The 19,022-nt window shown below is 71.7% G+C and carries 7 protein-coding genes; 6 read left to right on the forward strand and 1 reads right to left on the reverse strand.

The features are described from left to right. The first annotated feature begins 4 nt into the window (after positions 1–4). The 5 genes from ABD830_RS23610 (at position 5) to ABD830_RS23630 (ending at position 12,614) form a co-directional block, all read left to right on the forward strand. The gene (locus ABD830_RS23610) at positions 5–10,273 is read left to right on the forward strand and encodes a WXG100-like domain-containing protein (protein ID WP_344991065.1); all 10,269 of its coding nucleotides are present in this window, start codon (positions 5–7) and stop codon (positions 10,271–10,273) included. 49 nt (positions 10,274–10,322) lie between these two features. Beyond that, the gene (locus ABD830_RS23615; RefSeq protein WP_344991068.1) at positions 10,323–10,847 is read left to right on the forward strand and encodes a hypothetical protein; all 525 of its coding nucleotides are present in this window, start codon (positions 10,323–10,325) and stop codon (positions 10,845–10,847) included. Then, a complete protein-coding gene (locus ABD830_RS23620) occupies positions 10,840–11,385 on the forward strand; it encodes a hypothetical protein (protein WP_344991070.1) in 546 nt (181 codons plus the stop codon). Before ABD830_RS23615 ends, ABD830_RS23620 begins: the two co-directional genes overlap by 8 nt. Before the next feature lie 113 nt (positions 11,386–11,498). Then, positions 11,499–11,942 (forward strand): hypothetical protein, encoded by a 444-nt coding sequence (locus ABD830_RS23625; RefSeq protein WP_344991073.1) that lies wholly within the window; start codon positions 11,499–11,501, stop codon positions 11,940–11,942. A gap of 150 nt (positions 11,943–12,092) precedes the next feature. Next, complete coding sequence (locus ABD830_RS23630) at positions 12,093–12,614, forward strand: phospholipase (protein ID WP_344991076.1); 522 nt, start codon at positions 12,093–12,095, stop codon at positions 12,612–12,614. A 43-nt stretch (positions 12,615–12,657) separates the two neighbouring features. On the opposite strand, the gene ABD830_RS23635 is transcribed toward ABD830_RS23630, so the two are convergent. Beyond that, positions 12,658–14,508 (reverse strand): ABC transporter ATP-binding protein, encoded by a 1,851-nt coding sequence (locus ABD830_RS23635; RefSeq protein ID WP_344991079.1) that lies wholly within the window; start codon positions 14,506–14,508, stop codon positions 12,658–12,660. Positions 14,509–14,742: 234 nt separating this feature from the next. Here ABD830_RS23635 and ABD830_RS23640 point away from each other — a divergent pair, with 234 nt between their 5' ends. Continuing rightward, positions 14,743–19,011: a glycoside hydrolase family 38 N-terminal domain-containing protein gene (locus tag ABD830_RS23640; RefSeq protein WP_344991082.1), complete on the forward strand. Its 4,269-nt coding sequence runs from the start codon at positions 14,743–14,745 to the stop codon at positions 19,009–19,011. Positions 19,012–19,022 lie beyond the last annotated feature (11 nt).

Here is a 19,022-nt window from a genome sequence, read left to right on the forward strand (position 1 = left end):
CGACGTGACGGTCCACACCGACACCGGTGTCAACACCTCCGCCGGCCGGCCGACCGAGCAGCCCCCGGTCCAGATCGACAGTGACGTCCGCCCGGTCTGGGAGACCGAGGCGCTGCCCGACTGGGTCGTCAACTGGTTGATCCCGATGCTGTCGGCCGGGCAGAAATGGCCGGAGGCCACCGAGGCCGGGCTGGCGAAGCTGGCTGCGAAGTACTACCGGGCGGCCATGACATCCGTCGGCTCCACGCCGCTCGCGGGCACGGCCGCGCGCACCGTCGTCACCGGCTGGAACGCGCCCGCGACCGCGAACTTCCTCACCCGGGCCCAGTTCCTGCACGGCCAGGAGGGCGGGCTGGCCGGGGTGTCCCGGAACTCGCTGGCCTACTCCCAGCAGGCCAACAACTTCGCCGTCGAGACCCAGTACTCCAAGCTCTCCATCAACGTGGCCTTCTGGGTGACGGTCGTCGCCATCGCGATCGCCATGCTGGTCTCCTTCTTCTCCGCCGGCGCCTCGACCGCGCTCGTCGGGCCGTACGCCGCGGGAGCCCGCGCGGCCATCACGAGGATCCTCGTCAGGCTGGCGACGATAGGCGCCAGAGAGCTCGGCGCGACACGGCTGGCCAGGGTGACCGCGCTCAGCGGCGCCACCGGACGCGGCCTCATCGCCAGGCTGCTCGGCTCGTCGATCGGCAGGGAGCTCATCGAGGAGATCGGCGAGGAGTTCTTCATCGACGCGGTCGCCCAGTACCAGCAGATCAAGATGGGCACCCGGAAGGAGTGGGACTGGCAGAAGTCCGGGGCGGCGATCATCGGCGCGGGCACAGGCGCGCTCTTCGGCACCGCGGTGGCCGGGCCCGTGTCCCGCGTCACCAGGCATGTGCCGGGTTTCGCGGGCCGCGCGCTGACCACCGGCCTGACCAACACGATCGCCTCCCCTGCGGGCAGCTTCATCGCCAACGGCGTGGTCTACGGCCAGTGGCAGAACCCGTTCACGACCGATTCCCTGCTGGGCGGCTTCATGGGCGGCGCCGGGCGTACCGGGTCGATCAGCCCGTTCAACCCCGAGGTCTACACCGCGCTGGCCCACCCGATCACCACTCTCGCCTCCGCGTACGACGCCGCCGCGCGCACCGACGCCGCCAACGCGGCGGGTGATCCGCCCGCCGGCCCGCCGAGCGGGAACCCGTCGAACGGCGGCCCCACCCCGAGCGGCGGCCAGCCCCCCATGCCAGGCTCCGTACAACAGCCCGGCCCCGGGACACCCGCGCCCACCAGGTCGGGCGGCACGGTGACCGCGCCGGACGTGGACTCGAACGCGCACAGGCGCGGCTCCGCCTCCCCCAACGGCGACCCGCGTTCCGAGGCGGCCAGGCAGGCCGGCCCCGCGTCACGTCCCACCGGAGACGCGGCCCCGCAGTCCGGGCGCCACGCCACGGCGGGAGCGCCCGCTCCGCAGAGCGACGATGAGACGGCGCAGCGCACCGCACCCCACGCCGCGGCGGCCGCGCAAACACCGGACGGCACCCACGCGCAGCACGACGACAACCCCGCCCAGCAGGACAACAGCGCTGCCCAGCAGGACAACAGCGCCGCACAGCAGGACAACAGCGCCGCACAGCAGGACAACAACCCTGCGACACCTGACAGTAACCCCGCGCAGCCCGACAGCCGGCAGGCATCATCCGCCGACCAAGCGCCGCCCGCCGCCCAGACCACCACCCACGAGGCGTCGACCGCCGACGACGGCTCCGGCAACCCGGTCTCCTCCCTCACCGGCTCGGCCCCGGCCACCGGCCCCATGACCGCCGCCGAGCGAGCCCGTACGGCGCTGATCGGCGCGCTCACCACGGATTTCCCCGACGCGGTGATCGGCCCGACGGGCGACCTCCTCATCAACACCGCCGACGGCGTGCGCGTGATTCCCGCCGCCACCATGACCCGCATCCGCGCCGCGCTGGACACCCGGGCCGGGGAGGTCTCGGAGCTCACGGACCTGCAGGCCGAGGCGGCCGCCATGCTGACGGTCGCCCAGAGCGCGGAGACGGCCGCCCCGGACGCCGGCACGGCGCCCGACGACGCCCCTGCTCCCGCCCCCGCCGCCGCGCCGACGTACACCAGCAAGCCCGGGACGGTCACGTCGAGGCCGGTCCGCGGCACCAGGTACGTGACCGACGGCCGCCCGGACACCGTCCTGTCCCAGGACGAGGTCCACGACGCGGCCGGCGACTGGCTCACCCAGCACTTCCTCGACCAAGGCGTGAAGAGCGTCACCTGGTCGCAGGACGGCCAGACGCTGATCGTCCGTACGGAGACCGGCACCCACTACTTCCGCCCCGTCATCGGCGGCCTGTCCCCCGACCTGATGGGCCAGACCGACATCAAGAGGGGCACGGACGAGGACCACCCGCACCTGGTCCACTTCGGCCCGCACGTGCACCCCGACCAGCTGCCCAGGGTCTGGCTGCACGAGATCACCGACACCCTCCAGGCGCTGCAGGCGGCCGGCGAGGGCAGGCGCCAGGGAATCCTGCGGCGTAAGGGCGGCCGCCAGGCCACGCGGGACGCGTGCGTGGCCGCCCAGCGCAACGAGCTGTCGCTCCTGACCGAGCAGTGGCACCAGGCCCAGACCCTTCAGGAGAAGCGGCTCCTCGCCGTCGACATCGACGGTGTGATGCGCCAGCTGAGCGAGCGCGGCCACACCCCGCCCCTGCCGCCCTGGGCGCCCTCGCAGGCCACCCGGCCACGTCACGCCCCGCCCTTACTCGGGGCCGATCCGACCGCCGAGGACATCCGGGCCGTCATCGACGCGCTGACCCAGGAGGAGGCGGCGCTCGAGAAGCAGATCCAGGCGAAGGAGAAGAGCGCCGAGGAGGCCCGCAAGCAGGCGCGCAAGGCCACGAAGCAGGCGCGCAAGGCGAAGAACCAGCACGATCAGGGCCGTTTCGAGCGGGCACGCAAGGCGCGGCAGGAGAACCGCGCGCACCGCGCCACCGCGGCACGGCACACCAGGATCGCGCAGTCGTACGGCGCCGTGCTGGCGGAGGCGAGGGAGGCGAGTAAGGCCTACGAGCGCACGCTGTCGGCGATGAACCTGGTGGCGAAGCCCACCGGGCCCGGAGAGGTCGGCATGGCCTCCATCGCCCGGTCGCTGGCGACCGAGGCCAGGCGGCACCACAAGGGCTATCTGGACGCGCTGGAGGCGACGCTGCCGCAGCAGGACAGCCTGTCCGCGGCCATGCCGACGGGCCGGCTCGCCCATTTGAACGCCCTCACCAAGGCCGTCAACACCATCCTGGAACGGAACAAGGTCGGCCACCAGTTCACCCCGAACGAGCTGGAAAGCGCCCTGCGGGCCGACTTCCACAAGCTCGTCTCCGAGGACGGCGTCGTGTTGAGCGTGGGCCGCGGCAGCAGGGCGGCGGAGGTGCGGATCAGGCTCTCCCTCGCCGACCTGGTCGAGGTGCTCGATCCCGGTGTCAAGGCGTCGGAGATGATGGTGGGCCTGTTCTTCCAGGCCGGCCGGACCGTCTCCGCCACCGAGTCGGGCAGCGCAGGCATCCCTCTCGGCTTCAACACGGCCGTCCTGGCGCAGATGATGCCCGAAGGCGAGCTGGCCAGGCATATGACCGAGCTGCTCGGGGTCGGACTCGGAGCCGCCGCCGGACGCAACTGGTCGGCGACGGGCGGCGCGGGGATGTACGCGCAAGGGGGCTCGGTCTCCGACAACAGGAGCGAGTCGCTGCTGTTCGACGCCGCCGCCACCTGGACCGTCGAGATCCGCACGCGGCAGTCGGAGGGCTGGCGGGACACCGCCGTGGTGAACTCCGGCAAACCCGGCGACACCTCCGCACAGCGGCTGTGGGTCTCGCACTCCTTCACCGACCAGCCGCCGCGGAAGCTGACCTGGATCGACGACGACAAGCGGAACCCGAAGCTCCCCAACCACGTCCTCACCAGCATGTCCGGCTTGGAAGGCGCTCTCGACACGGTCGCGGCGGCGCTCGGCGGGGACTACGCCGAGGTCGGTGCCGTCCCCCACGACCAGCTGCGCACGTTCGTGACCGACGAGCTGCCCCACCGCCTGCGCGACGCCGTCAACAACCCCAACGGGTTGGAGCGCGTCTTCACCAGGAACGGCGAGCCGCACGCGAAGGTACGCGCCAAGACCAGGGTCGTGCTGGTGGCGAGCGAGCCGCTGGGCGGGTCGACCGCGGAGGAGTTCGAGGAGGAGGTGCTCGTCGACTTCGCCGCGACGCCGGGCGGGGCGTCGTCGGGCGGATCGCTGGAGGCGAACGCCTCCGCCGGTTTCAACGATCCCGCGCTGCAGGGGATCGGCGGACTCGGCGACTACCATCCCAGCATCGGACCGCGGGTCAGAGGTTCCAGGTCGGCGTCGCGGTCGTACTCGTCCACCGCCAACAAGCAGGCCATCCACCCAAGCGTGCACAGGAAGACCAGCCCCAAGCAGAGCTACCGGCTCGCGCTGGAGACCACGTTCACCGTGGAGATCATCGGCAAGCCGCCCGTGAAGCTCCCGCCGGTGCGCAGCACGGCGGTGGTCAGCATGCGGGAGTCGGCCGCCTACCGCTTCGGCCTGCCCGTCGACCGCGCGGCGCTGATGTACAAGGACGGTCAGCCGGTTCTCGACGCGGAGGGCAACCAGGTACTGCGCGGCGATCCGCGCCCCGAGCCGCCCCCGGGCCGCAAGGCCGAGCTGCCTGTGTGGCTCGGCGACGGGCCCGGACAGATGCGCGGCTCCGGCCCGGCTCTCGTCCAGGACATCGACGGGCTGGACGCGTTCAGGCAGAAGGTGCTGGACGAGCTCGCCGAGCGCGGCATCGTCCCGAAGATCGTGGACGGCGTGCCGCAGTACTCCTCCGACCGGCTGGAGCGCGCCTCCCAGGTTCTCAACATGCAGGAGGTCGCCGAGCAGCTCTCCGAGCACCGGATCAGGTCCGCGTACGACTCGCTGGCGCAGGACGGGATCCTCCTCGACCTGATGATGCACAGCCTGAACAGCGCGCCCGAGCACTACATGTTGCAACTGTCGCTGAAGCAGGACTTCGACGACGTGCGTTACATCGGGTACACGGACTCGGAGACGGTGGTCAACCTCGACATCGGCTCCGACACCTCATCCCGCGGCGTCAGCCGGTCGAGGACGTACGGGGGCGGCGCCTCCGTCAGCGAGAGCGACGGCCCCAACCCGGGGAACGACGGTCTGTCGCACGAGGTGGGCGTCAACGCCGGCGGCAGCCAGACCCGTACGGCGGGCTCGAGCGACGGCAGCACGGTCAACGTGGTGAACCTCGACGAGAGCACCGGCATGGTCGGGATCTTCTCCCTGGGCCACAGACTGACCGGCGACCTCCTGCACAATGGTGAGTCGGTCACCCTGGCCTCCGAGTCGGGCAGGGCCAGGCTGCTGTTCGCGACGGACCTCCTCCCTTCGGTGAACGACTCGCCGCCCGCACCTGTGGGCAAGATGTCGCAGAAGGTGCTGTCCAGGGCGAGGCTCGTCCACTTCGACGCGCACGGCACCCTGGATACCGCGGCGAAGCAGGTGCTGCCGAGGGGCATGCGCGCGGATTCGGTGGCGTACAAGATGATCAAGGCGGCTCTGGGGCTGCGCAACCTCGTCTCCCATCCCAGGATGCTGAAGAGGCTGCTCACCAACGGCCTCGGGATCCGCGCCCGGGGAATGCCCTCCCGGTCGTCGTTGACCGTGGCGGGCGAGGTCGGCGACGCGGAGGTGGTGGGCGCCGTCGACCAGGTGAGCGGCGAGATCCTGTTCGGGCTCGGCAGCGCCGGCGTGTCCTGGGGCGGGTCGTCCGGACTGTCCGTCGGCGCCTCGGCGAACGTCTCCGACCTCGACGGCGGCGGCACGTCGAACGACAGCGGCACGCTCTCACTGCCCTCCCGCTCGGGAGGCACCTCCGAGTCCACGTCGATCCTCGACATCTGGGGCAGGGAAGAGCTCACGATCAACTTCGGCCGCCAGTACATCCTGCGGGCCTCCGTGGACCTCACCCTCCGCGGCTCGGAGGACGCGGCGCACGCGGTGCCGCTGGGAGACCGGGTCCCGCTCGGCGAGAAAGGCCAGGCCACGGCACAGGGCACCGGGCTGTTCCTGCTCCCGGAGGACGAGGCGCTGATGCTGTACTCCGACGGCGAACTCCCGCTGCCGACCTCTCTGGTGGGCGATGCCATCGAGCGGTTACTCAACGGCAGCTTGGCCCTCGACCCGAGCCTCGCCGTGCCCCTGGTCCAGCGGTACATCATGGACCTGGCCAAGGCGCGGGCGGCCGGCGCCGACGTGAGCTACGCCGACCGGCACACCCCGGAGACCCTGCTCACCAAGATCAAGGAGCTGACCGGCCTCGGCCCGGCCGCGACCGCCGCCCGGCAGGGCGACCAGGAGCGGCAGCTCGACCAGACGCTGAGCGAGGCGGCGGACCTGATCGACCGCTCCAGGGACGTCGTGCTGGCGCCGTCGTACGACAGGGCGATGGGCCTGAGCACGGCGGAGTCCCTCGACCTGACCGACGAGCAGGGCAACCCGGTCGACATGATGGACGCGGTGCTGAACGCCGTGCGCGCCGCCGCCCCCGAGGCGGTGGACGGGAGCCCCACCCTGAGCGACGAGCTGAGCGTCGACTTCTCCAGCGACGCCGCGCTGATCCACATCAACGACATGTGGTCGGCGCGCGGCTTCCAGAAGAGCTACCACGTGCAGGCGGGCCCCCAGGTCGCGCAGGCCGAAGAGGTGACGGTCACGGCACGGCTGGTGTACGACGACCCCGCGGACTCCCGCAAGGGCAGGTTCCTGTGGCACACGTCGCAGGCCGGGATCATCGTCCAGGATTACCGCTACACCGATCTGTCGCACTCCGAGTCGTACAACGGCTCCTACTCGGCGGGCCTGGACTACGGCGCCACCGACCAGGGCGACGGCCACGGGGGAGGTGTGTCGACGCACCGGGGCCGCTCGTACTCCGGCTCCACCAACCAGCAGGGCACGCGACTGCAGCGGATGGGCGTCTTCAACGGCCTCGACCGGGTCGAGCAGAACATGACGCTGGTCATCGAGGTCAAGCGCAAGCCGGTAGGCCGGAAGATGCCGGTCACGGCCCGCGAGGCGGTCAACGCGCTCCGGCGCAGGCCCCGCACCGCTCCCCCGGTCAGGTACCGGGCCAGGCTCGTACGGCGTCTCCCGACCGGCATGATCCGGCCCGCCTCCGAGGACCCGGGGCCGCTCGTCACCACGACCGACCCCCGGCAGGTCGAGCTGCACCCCGGCTTCTTCACACAGTCACTGTGGGAGGACCCGCACAAACCCGGCCTCTTCGAGGTCATCACCGCGCAGCTTACGAAGATGCTGGGCGCCAAGACGGTCGAGGAGCGCCTGTCCGAGCTGGCCAAGCGGCTGTCCCCCGAGGCGCTGCGGACCGGGTTCGAACGGATGGCGGGGCCCGGCGGCGACGTCGTCGTGCGGCTGGCCAGGCAGAAGTTCAAGGATCAGGGTGCCCAGGTCCGGATCCAGGCCCGCATGTCGGACTTCACCGTTGTCTCCGGCCCGTTCGACGCCGAGAAGGGAGAGGTCGACAGGGCGGCCGATGCCCAGAACGCGTCGATGTCCCGCAGCCATGTGCTGCCGGTCAGCGCGGGCACCAGCATGAGCGACGGCGAATCGGGCCTCAGCAGCGGCGCGAACGCCGGCGCGCAGGCGTCCGAGAGCGTGAGCGACCACCACGGGGCGCGCCGCGAGCGCAGCAAGTTCGAGAAGGGCAAGGCCTACACCGTCCGGCTCAGGGTGGACTACGACCTCACCTTCGAGCACGTGGCGCGGCTGCGGAACGGCGACGAGCGCGTCGTCGGCAAGCCGGTCCACCTGCCGGGCGCCACCAGCGGCGAGGTGGACGTGGTGCTCTTCGAGGAGGAGATCGAGGAGCTGCGCGCCCGGGTGGAGGCGAACGAGCGGCTCGCTCCCCGCGTTGACCACGGCTGGCCGACGTTCAGGTTCGTTCCGGACGAGGGCCGCACAGGGCTGATCCAGATCCTGCAGGACGCCCGCGTGGCCGCCCGGGAAAGCCGCGCGGCGGCCCGGGTGTCCGTGCGGGAGGCGGACGGCCTCCACGTCTACCTGGCCGCGCCCGACGGCTCGGTGCACAGCGAGACCCCCGACGGCGGGTTCGCCGAGGCGTTCGCGACCCTCTCCCCCACCGTGCTGGACGCCGCCGACATGGCCGGTCTCGACCTGCGCGACGTCTTCATGAACTCCGAGGAACCCGGCACGTTCTCCCATCAGGTCAAGGCCGAGCTGATGGCGCGTGGCATCTTCCCGGTGGACACCGTCAAGGCGGACTGGCCCGCCGAGAAGATGGCGCCGACCCAGCCGGTGGGCGGCAGCGTCGCCCAGGGTACGACGCCCGGCACCATGCCCTCTCCCGAGATCGAGAACACGCCTTTCGACCGGTCGGCCCGGCCCGACGGGGTCCCCGACCTGACCCTGGACGAGGTACGCCGCCAGAACGTCACGGCCGGCGACCTGGGCGGAACCGCCGAGCGAGTCGCCTGGGGCCGGGGCGACAGGCTGACCGTCCAGGTCCCCACCGCGCCCGACCAGCACGTCCGCGTGCTGATCGAGGAGCCGGGCGAAGGGCGCGACGCCTCCACCGAGCTGCGCGCGGGCACGGAGGACGACCCGCATATCCTGCGCGTCTGGCCGCGCGTGCATCCGGACGTCGTGTCGTCGATCCTGGTGCACGAGCTCTCGCACATCACGCAGGCGACGGTCGCCGCGGCGGCGGGCGCGCCCCATGGCGTGATCAGGACGTCTCTGTCCGAGCACCAGGCAGAAGGCACCGACCACTGCCTGCTCCCCCGCCTGGACGAGCACGCCCACCTGGCACGCAAGTGGCACGCGGCCCCTGACCAGGCCACGCGCCGGATCCTGGCCGATGCGATCGACGCCATCAGCGCCGACATCGAACGCCGCGGCCACACCCCGCCCCCGCCGCCCTGGGGCACCGGCCCGCGCGCGCCGGCCCCCGCCCAGCCGCAGGGCAGGATCGCGAGCCTGCTCAACGGGGGAACTCCCGTGGGGCTGGACACCTCGTCGGCCGGGCTCGACAGAATGGCGGAGATCGCGGGCGTCGCCGAGGTGGCTCCGGCGGGCGGCACGCGCGAGTTCACCGTGACCGCGAGAGGCCGGACGTTCACCGTGACGCTGGCCGACGCCGCGACGGACGCCACGGGGGTGACCGTCGACTCGCGCACGCAGGACCGGCTGGTGCTCCGGGTGCCGCAAGATGCCGGGCGCGGCGCCGAGGTCGCCGTGGCAGAACAGATCGCGGCGCACGCGGCCGCGCTGGACGGCCGCCCGCAGGGCCGGACGCTCGGGCCGAGCCCCAGGGTGCCGGGACAGGTGCTCGGGGTGCCCGACGCCGTGACGCTCGCGAGGCTCCGCGGGCTGGCCCGGATCGTCGCCGAAGCCGGACCGGCCGGCGCGGGCGCCGAGCGGGCCGCGCTGCGTGCCGAGGCCACTCGGGCGGGGCTGGCTCCCGGTCAGCCAGGGGCCGCGCCCACGTTGCTGGCGCTGGGGCGGGCAGGCGAGCTCTCTCCCGCCGACGTGGCGGCGATCCGCGGCCCCGCGACGCTGCCGGAGACGGCCGCGGCCAAGGCCGTCGAACGTGGCGCGGCGCTCATGGGCGCCCGGGTCTACACGTACGGGCCTGGTCTGATGGACATCGTGGTGCCCGGACGCGCACCCATCCCCGTCGAGGTGCGGCGGGACGGCGCCCCCGAGCCGGGCATGCTGACCTTCCAGGTGGACGGCCGCCGCACGATCGGCGCGAACGAGCGGGCCGCCGCCGCGACGGCCGCGGGAGCGGTCGCCCGGATGCTGGGCGCCAGGCCCGGTGACCACGCGGCCCTGGCCGAGCTGTACGAGAGCGTGCGCCAGGCTCGAGCGGCCACCGCGCGCCAGCGGCCGGCGCGGCTGGGCGTGCTCTTCGACCTGCTGGCCGCCGCCCGGCCCGAAGTATGGCGGCTCCTTCCGGGACCGCTGGCCGCCGAACTGACCACGCTCGCGAACGGCCGGCGTCCCCAGGACTGGCCCGCGTACCTGGACCACCTGCGCACGCTCGCCAACGCGACCGGCTGGCAGCCGCCGGAGGAGGGGGCGTGCACCTGCCCCGCCGACGGGCCGTGCGTGTGCGGCCGCCGCGGTGGGCGGCCCCCGCTCCAGGTGCCGGCCGCGGCGGCGGTGTGAGCCGGACCGCTCGTTCCGGCATGATGGGACTCCCGACGAGAGGACGGCTATGGCATTCGCGGTGGCACGGACGAGGGACGAGGCGCATCTCTACCTCGATCTGCACCCGTGCGCCTGCGGGTCGGTGGAGACGACCTGGCAGAGCGGGCTGATCAGCGTCGAGGAGGGGCTGGTCAGCCGCTACTCCGGCTCGTGCGAGGAGTGCGGGACCCGCCGCGAATACCTGTTCGGCCTGCCGGAGCGTCCGGTGGCGCCCACCGGCTATCCGACGTTCGGCGGGGCGGAGCCCTCGGAGCTGCTCGACGCGGGCGAGTGGCTGTGGGTGGCCGACCTGACGGCGGGCAACGTGCCGGTGGACGATCAGGCCGAGGCGCGGCGCACGCTGCGGATCGCGACCGCGGCGGTCGAGGAGGTCGTCAAGTTCGTGCCGCCAGGCGCGGACGCGGTGCCCGACGACGGGTTCTGGTCCGAACGCGGGCAGCAGATGCGGGCGGCCGAGCCCGGCAGGTTCCAGCTCGACCGGCTGCTGGTCGTCAGGGACACCTACCAGGAGCTGGCGGCGCAGCATGCCTGAGCGCGGGCTCGCCCGTTCACTCGTGGAGGCGTACGTCTACTTCGACCTGGTTCACGGCGGCGAGCCGGGCGCGTCCCGCCGGGCGGTGACCGAGCAGGACGAGGACGGCTGGGTGGTGCGTCTCGGCGGCGCGGAGGTGCTCGTCCCCCAGGAGGCCGAGGCCGCGGCGAGGTATGAGGGGCTGATCTTCGGCACCGGCCTCTCCGAGCTGCTCGACCCCGGCCAGTGGGTGCTCATCGCCGCCACCTACGCGAGCAGGGCGCTGGAGGGCGGTCTCTTCTTCGCCGCGGATCCCTCTGACCCCGCGGGGTTCGACAGGGTGGAGGCCGACTGGCGCTTCGCCGGCGACGCCGTGGCGGAGGCGCTGAAGTTCTTCCCCGAGGGCGCCGCCGAGCTGCCCCTCGACGCGTTCTGGACGGAGATGGGCAGGTCGCTCCGCGAGTCGCAGCCCGACCGGGTCACCAGGCGCAAGCTGGAGAGCGATCTCGCCTTCTACCGCCAGAGCCTGGACGACTTCCGCCGCCTGCACGACCGCTGAGGGCTGGCCCGGTCAAACGATTGTTCTCCGGTCAACACCGCCGAAGGATTCGGCCGGAAATGGGTAATGGACTGGAACACGCACTTCACCTTGGAGGGCATCGGACCGGCGTGATGAAAAAGACGCTCCTTGCGGCCGCCGCGGGCTGCGTACTGGCCGTCCCGGTGGCCGTCTGGTGGCTGGTCGGCGATCTGAGCGCGGCCGTCCCACCGGGCACCGAGCTCGACCGGGCGATCCGCCCGCCGGCCGTCGATCCGTGGGCCGAGCGCGCCGCCGGCATCGCGGCGGCGCTGGTGGCGGTCGGCACGCTGGCCCTGCTCGTACGGGCCTCCCGGCAGCGCCGGTTCGACCGCCGCTGGTGGGCGGCGCTCCTGCCGGCGCTGGTCGCGGGCGCCGTCACGGGAGCGGGCTGGCGGGTGGTGACCGCGGGGACGCTCGGCGCCAACATCGGCGCCGGGCTGACGATCTTCCTGGGCGGTCCTCTCGTGGCCCTGCTCCTGCTGTGGGCGCTCGGCTGGTCGGCCCGTCTCCTGCTGTCGCGGAGAGCCGCTCGCTGACTTGGGCCGCTGACAGAAAATCGGCCCGTTGTAAAGATCAATTTTGAGCGAAGCCTTCCTCCGGAATTGAACAAGATCTGCTTCTGCGTTTCCGGCCGTTTCGCGTCATCGTGATGACGTCCCTCCCCCCGGCATCAGAAGCAGGTCCTCATGGCCAGACGGTCACTCACCGCTGTCGTCGTCTCCCTGATCACCATGCTCGGCCTCGCGTTACCGGCGCACGCGGCGACCCTGGAGCAGAAACTCGCCGCTCTTTCCCGATTCACCCAGCCCACCAGCGCCAGCGCCGCCGACTGGCGGGCCGCCTGGCAGAACCAGGCGGCCTGGGCCGACTACGCCTTCGACTGGTCGACCGACCTCTGCTCGAGCAGCCCCGACCAACCGCTCGGATACGACTTCCGGATGCCCTGCAGGCGGCACGACTTCGGCTACCGCAACTACAAGGACGTGAGCCAGTTCCCGGCCAACAAGTCACGCATCGATGACGCCTTCTACTACGACATGAAGCAGGTGTGCTCCAAGTATTCGGGAGTCTCCAAGTCCACCTGCAACGGCCTCGCCTGGACGTACTACCAGGCGGTCAAGGAGTTCGGAAACCTCGTCGTCACCGACGAGCAGATCCAGCAGGTGCAGCAGCAGGCGCAGCTGGAGGCCCAGAGCGCCGACGCCTGAGACCGATCGGGCGGGGATGCCGTCGCGTCCCCGCCCGTCCCCTTCAGCGGTGGAGCGCGTCCCGGGCGTCGTCCTCGATGTCCCGGGCGTCGTCCTCGATCAGGAAGCCGCCGGACTGGTGGTGCCAGAGCCGGGCGTAGGGTCCCTGGGCCTCCAGCAGCTCGCCGTGGGTGCCCTGTTCGACGATGCGTCCCTGGTCGAGCACGACCAGCCGGTCCATGCGCACGACGGTGCTCAGGCGGTGCGCGACCACGAGCGCCGTACGGTCCCGCATCAGGTGCCACAGCGCTTCCTGGACGAGGATCTCGCTCTCGGAGTCGAGGGCGCTGGTCGCCTCGTCCAGCAGCAGGATCGGGGCGTCACGCAGGATGGCGCGCGCGAGTGCGACGCGTTGCCGCTGGCCGCCGGAGAGCTTGACGCCGCGCTCGCCGACCAGGGTGTCGAAACCGTCCGGCAGGGACTCGGCGAACTCCATGACGTGCGCCGCACGCGCGGCCTCCATGATCTCGGCCTCGGTGGCGCCCGGCCGGGCGAAGGCGATGTTGTCGCGCACCGACCGGTGGAACATGGCCGGCTCCTGGGGGACGTAGGCGATCAGGCTGCGCAGGTCGGTCTGGCTCAGCTGGGTGATGTCCTGGCCGCCTATGAGGATCCGGCCCCCGTCGATGTCCATGAGCCGCAGCAGCAGCCGGGTGAGGGTGGTCTTGCCGCCGCCGGACCGGCCGACCAGACCGATCTTGGTGCCGCTGGGGATGTCGAGGTCGAGGCCCTCGAACAGGGACCGCCCCTCCGTGTGCGCGAACCACACGCCATCGAAGCGGACGCCGGCGTCGGCCGGGCGCAGCGGCTGCGGGTCGGGCGGATCCAGCACGGTCGGCGGCACGAGGAGCAGTTCGGTGAACTGGGCGGCCTCGGTGAGCACGCTCTCCACGCGCCGGTAGATCTGATTGAACTCGAACATGATGCTGATCGCGTTGGAGTAGTAGGAGAACGTCACCACGATGGCCTCCACACCCAGCCCGCCCCGGAGCGCCACGGCGAGGAGCAGGCCCCCGGCACTGGTGAGGACCGTGATCGGCGCGACGACCGTGTCCACCCGGAGGTTGCCGTAGTCCCAGGAGCGGAGCGTGAGCCTGCGCTGCTCGGCGACCCTGGCCCGGTATTCGGTGGCCTCGCGGGCCTCGGCGGCGAACGCGCGCACCGTGTCCATGTTGGCCAGCACGTCGGCGACGTGGCCCGACACCAGCACCCTGGCGGCCTCACGCTGGTCGACCAGCACCTGGCGACGGCGGATGAGCGGGGCGACGAGCACGCCGGTGACGATGATGAGGCCCACGAGAACGAGGACCAGCAGCGGGTGATACTGCCACAGCACCACCGAGGCGAAGACCAGCGGCACCAGCTTGGCCATGATCGAGAAGGTGAGCGTGTCGACGAAGTCCTCGAACCTCGACGAGAAGCTCAGCACCCGTTTGGTCAGCGAACCGGCGAAGTTGTCGTGGAAGAACGCGGCATCCCTGATCAGCAGCTCGTCCATGCCGACCACGCCGAGGTGCTCGATGCCCCGGGCGTCCGTACGGTTCAGGAAGTGCAGCCCCACCCGCCACACCGTCTCGCCCGCCAGCAGCATCGCGCCGAAGCCGAGCACGTACGGCATGAGCGCGTCGACGGTGCCGTCACCGCCACCGGACAGATGCCCCACCAGGCCGGCCACCGCCAGCGGCGCCAGGTAGAACAGGCAGATGTTGCCCACCGCAGGAAGCGTCACCGCGGGCACCGCGACCCGCCACTGGCGCTTCAGCTCACCGCAGTAGTAGCGCAGCGCCAGCAGAACGGCCGACTTTCGTGCGGATGGTCCGTCTGCGGAGCCTTCACGTGATCCGAGCACAGCCATCCGCCCCTCCCGAACGCAGACACCGGCCGTGACCATGCTGCCGCAGCGTGCACAGGAGGAGCGAACGATTTTTCCGGCCGCGCGGCTGTCCTTGATCTCAACATGAATCTGGGCATATCGGGTGGCAGAGCACAACCTGGTCTCTATAGGATCCGCGAAAGCGCTTTCCCGTGCCCGGGATCCACTGACACGGACGCCAGTTGACGCCGCCCGGGTCAGAGGTCTGGAGTGAACATGCGAATCGCGTCGTTGCGGGGCACTGATCTGTTCATGGGGTCCGCGTCCGCGCCACGCCAGGTCGTCCGGGTGACCCTGACCGAGGTGTCAGGACCGGTACTGGTGCGGGTGGAGGGTCCTGCCGTCACCACGCCCGAACCCGTGACGGTCACCCGTGACGGGGAGGCCGAGGTGGGGGTGCTCATCGCCGCGCCGGCGCCGGAGGGCTCCGTCCACCGCGTCACCGCCGTCGCGGAGGGCGCGGGCGAACGCCGTACTCTTGACGGGAGTGTCGAGGCGGCGGCCACCGGCTGGACGATGTGGATGGTCTCGCACTTCCACTACGACCCGGTCTGGTGGAACACCCAGGCCGGCTTCACTGAGGTATGGCACCAGCTACCCGACCTGCCGTGGGTCGGCAAGCTGCGGCCGCCGTTCGTCCGTACCGCCTTCGACCTGGTACGCGCGCACCTGGACGCGGCCAGGCACGACGACGACTACAAGTTCGTCCTGGCCGAGATCGACTACCTCAAACCGTTCTGGGACGTCTTTCCAGAGGAGCGGGAGCAACTGCGGCTCTTCCTGGCCGAGGGGCGGGTCGAACTCGTCGGCGGAACCTACAACGAGCCCAACACCAACCTGACGCACCCCGAGTCGACCATCCGCAACGCGGTCTACGGCATCGGGTATCAGCGGGACGTGCTCGGCGGCGACCCGCGTACCGCCTGGATGCTCGACGTCTTCGGCCACGACCCGGCGTTCCCCGGACTGATGGCCGACGCGGGGCTGGACTCCGCCTCGTGGGCGCGCGGACCGTTCCACATGGTCGGCGCCAAGCGGCACACCGGCGACATCACCCGCATGCAGTTCCCCAGCGAGTTCGAGTGGGTCTCGCCGTCCGGGCGCGGGCTGCTCACCAGCTACATGTCCAACCACTACGTCGCCGGCTGGGACGTGGAGCGCAAGGCGACGCTCGAAGAGGCGATGGCTGAGGCGTACAACCAGTTCGGTGAGCTGAAGAAGGTCGCGGCCACACCCAATGTCCTGCTGCCCGTCGGGCACGACCACAACCTGCCGTCGCGCTGGTGCACCGAGGTGCACCGCGCATGGGCTGCCCGCTATGTCTGGCCCCGGTTCAGGGTCGGCCTGCCCCGCGAGTTCTTCGCCGCGGTCCGCGCCGCGGCCCCGCGGCGCGGGATCACCCCGCAGACACGGGACATGAACCCGGTCTACACCGGCAAGGACGTCTCGTACATCGATACCAAGCAGGCGCAACGGGCCGCCGAAGTCGCCGTGCTCGACGCCGAGCGGCTCGCCACCCTGGCCGCGTTGCTGGGCGAGCGCTACCCCAGCGAGGCGCTGGACAAGGCATGGCGGCTCCTGGCGTACGGCGCCCACCACGACGCGATCACTGGCACCGAGTCCGACCAGGTGTACCTGGACCTTCTCGCGGGCTGGCGCGAGGCGTACGAACTGGGCGCGGCGGCCCGGGACGGCGCCATCGAGTGCCTGGCCGCCCATGCCGACACCGAGGGCGCGGGCCGGGCCATCCTCGCTGTCAACACGCTGTCCTGGGACCGCGACGGCGTCACAACCGTGCGGGTCGCGTTCCCCGAACCGGGAACGACCGGCGCGGAGCTGCGCGACGACCGGGGCGAGCCCGTCCCGGTGGTGGCCGAAGGGGTGCTGCGCCACCCGGATGGCACCGTGGCGGAGCTGCACCTGACGTTCGTCGCCCGTAACGTGCCGTCGCTGGGCTTCCGCGTCTACCACCTGGGCCCCGCTCCCGACCTGCCCGCCGGGTGGGTCGAGGAGCCCGAACGCGCCACGATCGAGAACGAGACGTTCATGATCGAAGCCGACGCCGCCCGAGGCGGCGCGCTCAGCCGCATCCTCGACCGGCGTACCGACCGGGAACTGCTGCGGCCCGGCGGCCTCGGTGGCGAGCTCTACCTGCAGGACGAGTACGAGACGCATCCGGTCTGGCACGAGGGCCCGTGGCACCTGCTGCCTAAGGGGCCCGGCGTCGGCACCCGGGAACAGACGACGACCGTACACGTACGGAGGTCTCCGGTCGGTCGCCGCATCGTGGCTGTCACCCGCCTCGCCGACCTGCGGGTCACTCAGGAGACGACCCTGTGGGACGGGATCGGCCGGATCGACTTCCGCACCCACGTGGACGGCTCGATCGGCCGCGACCACCTGCTGAGGGCGCGGTTCGACCTCGACCTGCCCGGCGCGCTGCCGGTCAGCGAGGTCGGGTTCGCCGCGGTCGGCCGGTCGTTCGGCTTCCCGAACTCCGACGCAGGAGAGCACCTGTATACGCTGGACAACCCCGCGCACACCTGGGCGGGCCTGTCGGCCACGGCACGGATCGCCCTGTCGCTCGCGGACGGCCGCCGCGAGAACCACGCGATCGGGGTCGCCGAGGTGGTGGCGCCCGGAGATGGGCACGGGGACGGGGACCGCGTACGCGGCCTGCTCGACCGGCTGGTCGCCTGCGGCGTCACCGCCACGCTCACCCGGCCGGACGGCCCGCGCTACGGCGCGCTCGACGGCGACTCCAACCTGCCCGACGTACGTATCGTGATCGGCGACGCGAACGCGAACGCCTTCGCCGAGCAGGTCCTCAGCGCGGCGCCGGAGGGCTGCCGGGAGGCACTGGCGCGGCACGGGCGCGTATTCGTGCCCGCCCGCCACACCCGGCGCGATGCCTGGGTTCCGAGTGCCGATCTGCGCGGCGTACGGGATCTGCCCGTGCTCATCGTGGCCGGGTCCACCATCGACGATGTCATCGACGACCTCGCCGACTCGGTGATCGACGTGCCCGTCCCCGCCGGACTGCCCGGCACCGCGGAGCCGGTCGACGACTACTCGGTCGCCGTGGTCAACCGCGGCACGCCCGGTTTCGTGGCCGAGTCCGACGGCACCTGCTACGTCTCGCTGATGCGCTCCTGCGGTGCGTGGCCGAGCGGCGTCTGGATCGACGGCCCGGCCAGGACGGTCCCAGACGGCAGCAGCTTCAGCCTTCAGCACTGGACGCACACTTTTGAGTACAGCCTGGTGGCCGGGGCCGGTGACTGGCGCGCCGCCGGATTCGTCCAGGCCGGGCAGGAGGTCAACCACGCGGTGCTCGCGCGTCAGGTGTCCGCGTCACCGGGTCCGCTGCCCGCCCGGACGAGCCTCGGCGGGGTCGAGCCGTCCAGCGTCGTGTTGACCGCGTTGAAGCCGCGCGGAAACCCGATGGCGTCGGGGCTGTCCGGCGACATCGACCTTGCCGCCGGTGTCACCGTGCGGCTCTATGAGTCGGCCGGGTCGCCCGCGGTGGCGCGCGTGCGCCTGCATGGCGGCCTGACCGACGTCGAAGTCGCCACGCTGCTCGAGACGGCGACGCCTGAGGTGGCGACGCGTGCCGAGGCGACGCTTGCGGGGCCAGATGAGCGGCTCGGCGACGTGGTGATCCCGCTGCGGCCCGCCGAGATCGTCACGCTGGGCGCGCGGGCGGCCCTGGGCCTGGGTCACGCGGCCGCCCACGTCGAGCCCGCCCAGCCGGTCTTCACCCGGTACTGGCTGCACAACAAAGGTCCGGCCCCGGCCGGGTACCTGCCTGTCGCGGTCCACGTGCATCCGGCGGCGCTGCACGTGGTTCCGGGCGGCGAGGAGACCGTGCGGGTCACCGTCGCCTGCTCGGCCCGGTCCGCTGTCGGCCTGGTGGAGCTCGACGTGCCGGATGGCTGGGGGGCGGCTCCTCCCGGTCCCCTGAAGTACGACCTGGAGGCCGGGGAACACGCCGAGTTCGAGACAGTCCTGCGGCCACCCGCCGCCGCCGGGGCCGGGACCTACTTCGTCGCCGCCCGTATCCGCGACGAACTGGGCCAGACCCTGGAGGACGTGGTCACTGTGGCCGTCGGCGACCGGGAACACCGCGAGCCGCTCACCGTGACGTTGGACCAGTCCGGGCTGGAGATCGTGCCGGGTGGGTGGGCGACGCTCACCGTCGAACTTGTCAATGACGCGCGCACCGAGGTACGCGGAGAGGCGCAACTGCTCAGCCCGTTCGGCACGTGGGGCGCCGGGACCGGGGAGGTGCTCTCCGGCCCGTGGACGCAGGGCTTCGCTGTTCCCGCCCGAGGCCGCGTCCCACTGCGCTTCACCGTACGGGCGCCGGGCGACGCCCGGCCGGGAGCGCACTGGTGGGCGGCCGTGAAGGTCTGTGGCTTCGGCCGGGTCCACTACACCCGGACGCTCCCCGTCGAGGTGCTATCTTTGTCAGGACAATATTTGTAAGAAAGTCAGGA

The sequence above is a fragment of the Nonomuraea helvata genome, assembly GCF_039535785.1.
GTDB lineage: Bacteria > Actinomycetota > Actinomycetes > Streptosporangiales > Streptosporangiaceae > Nonomuraea > Nonomuraea helvata.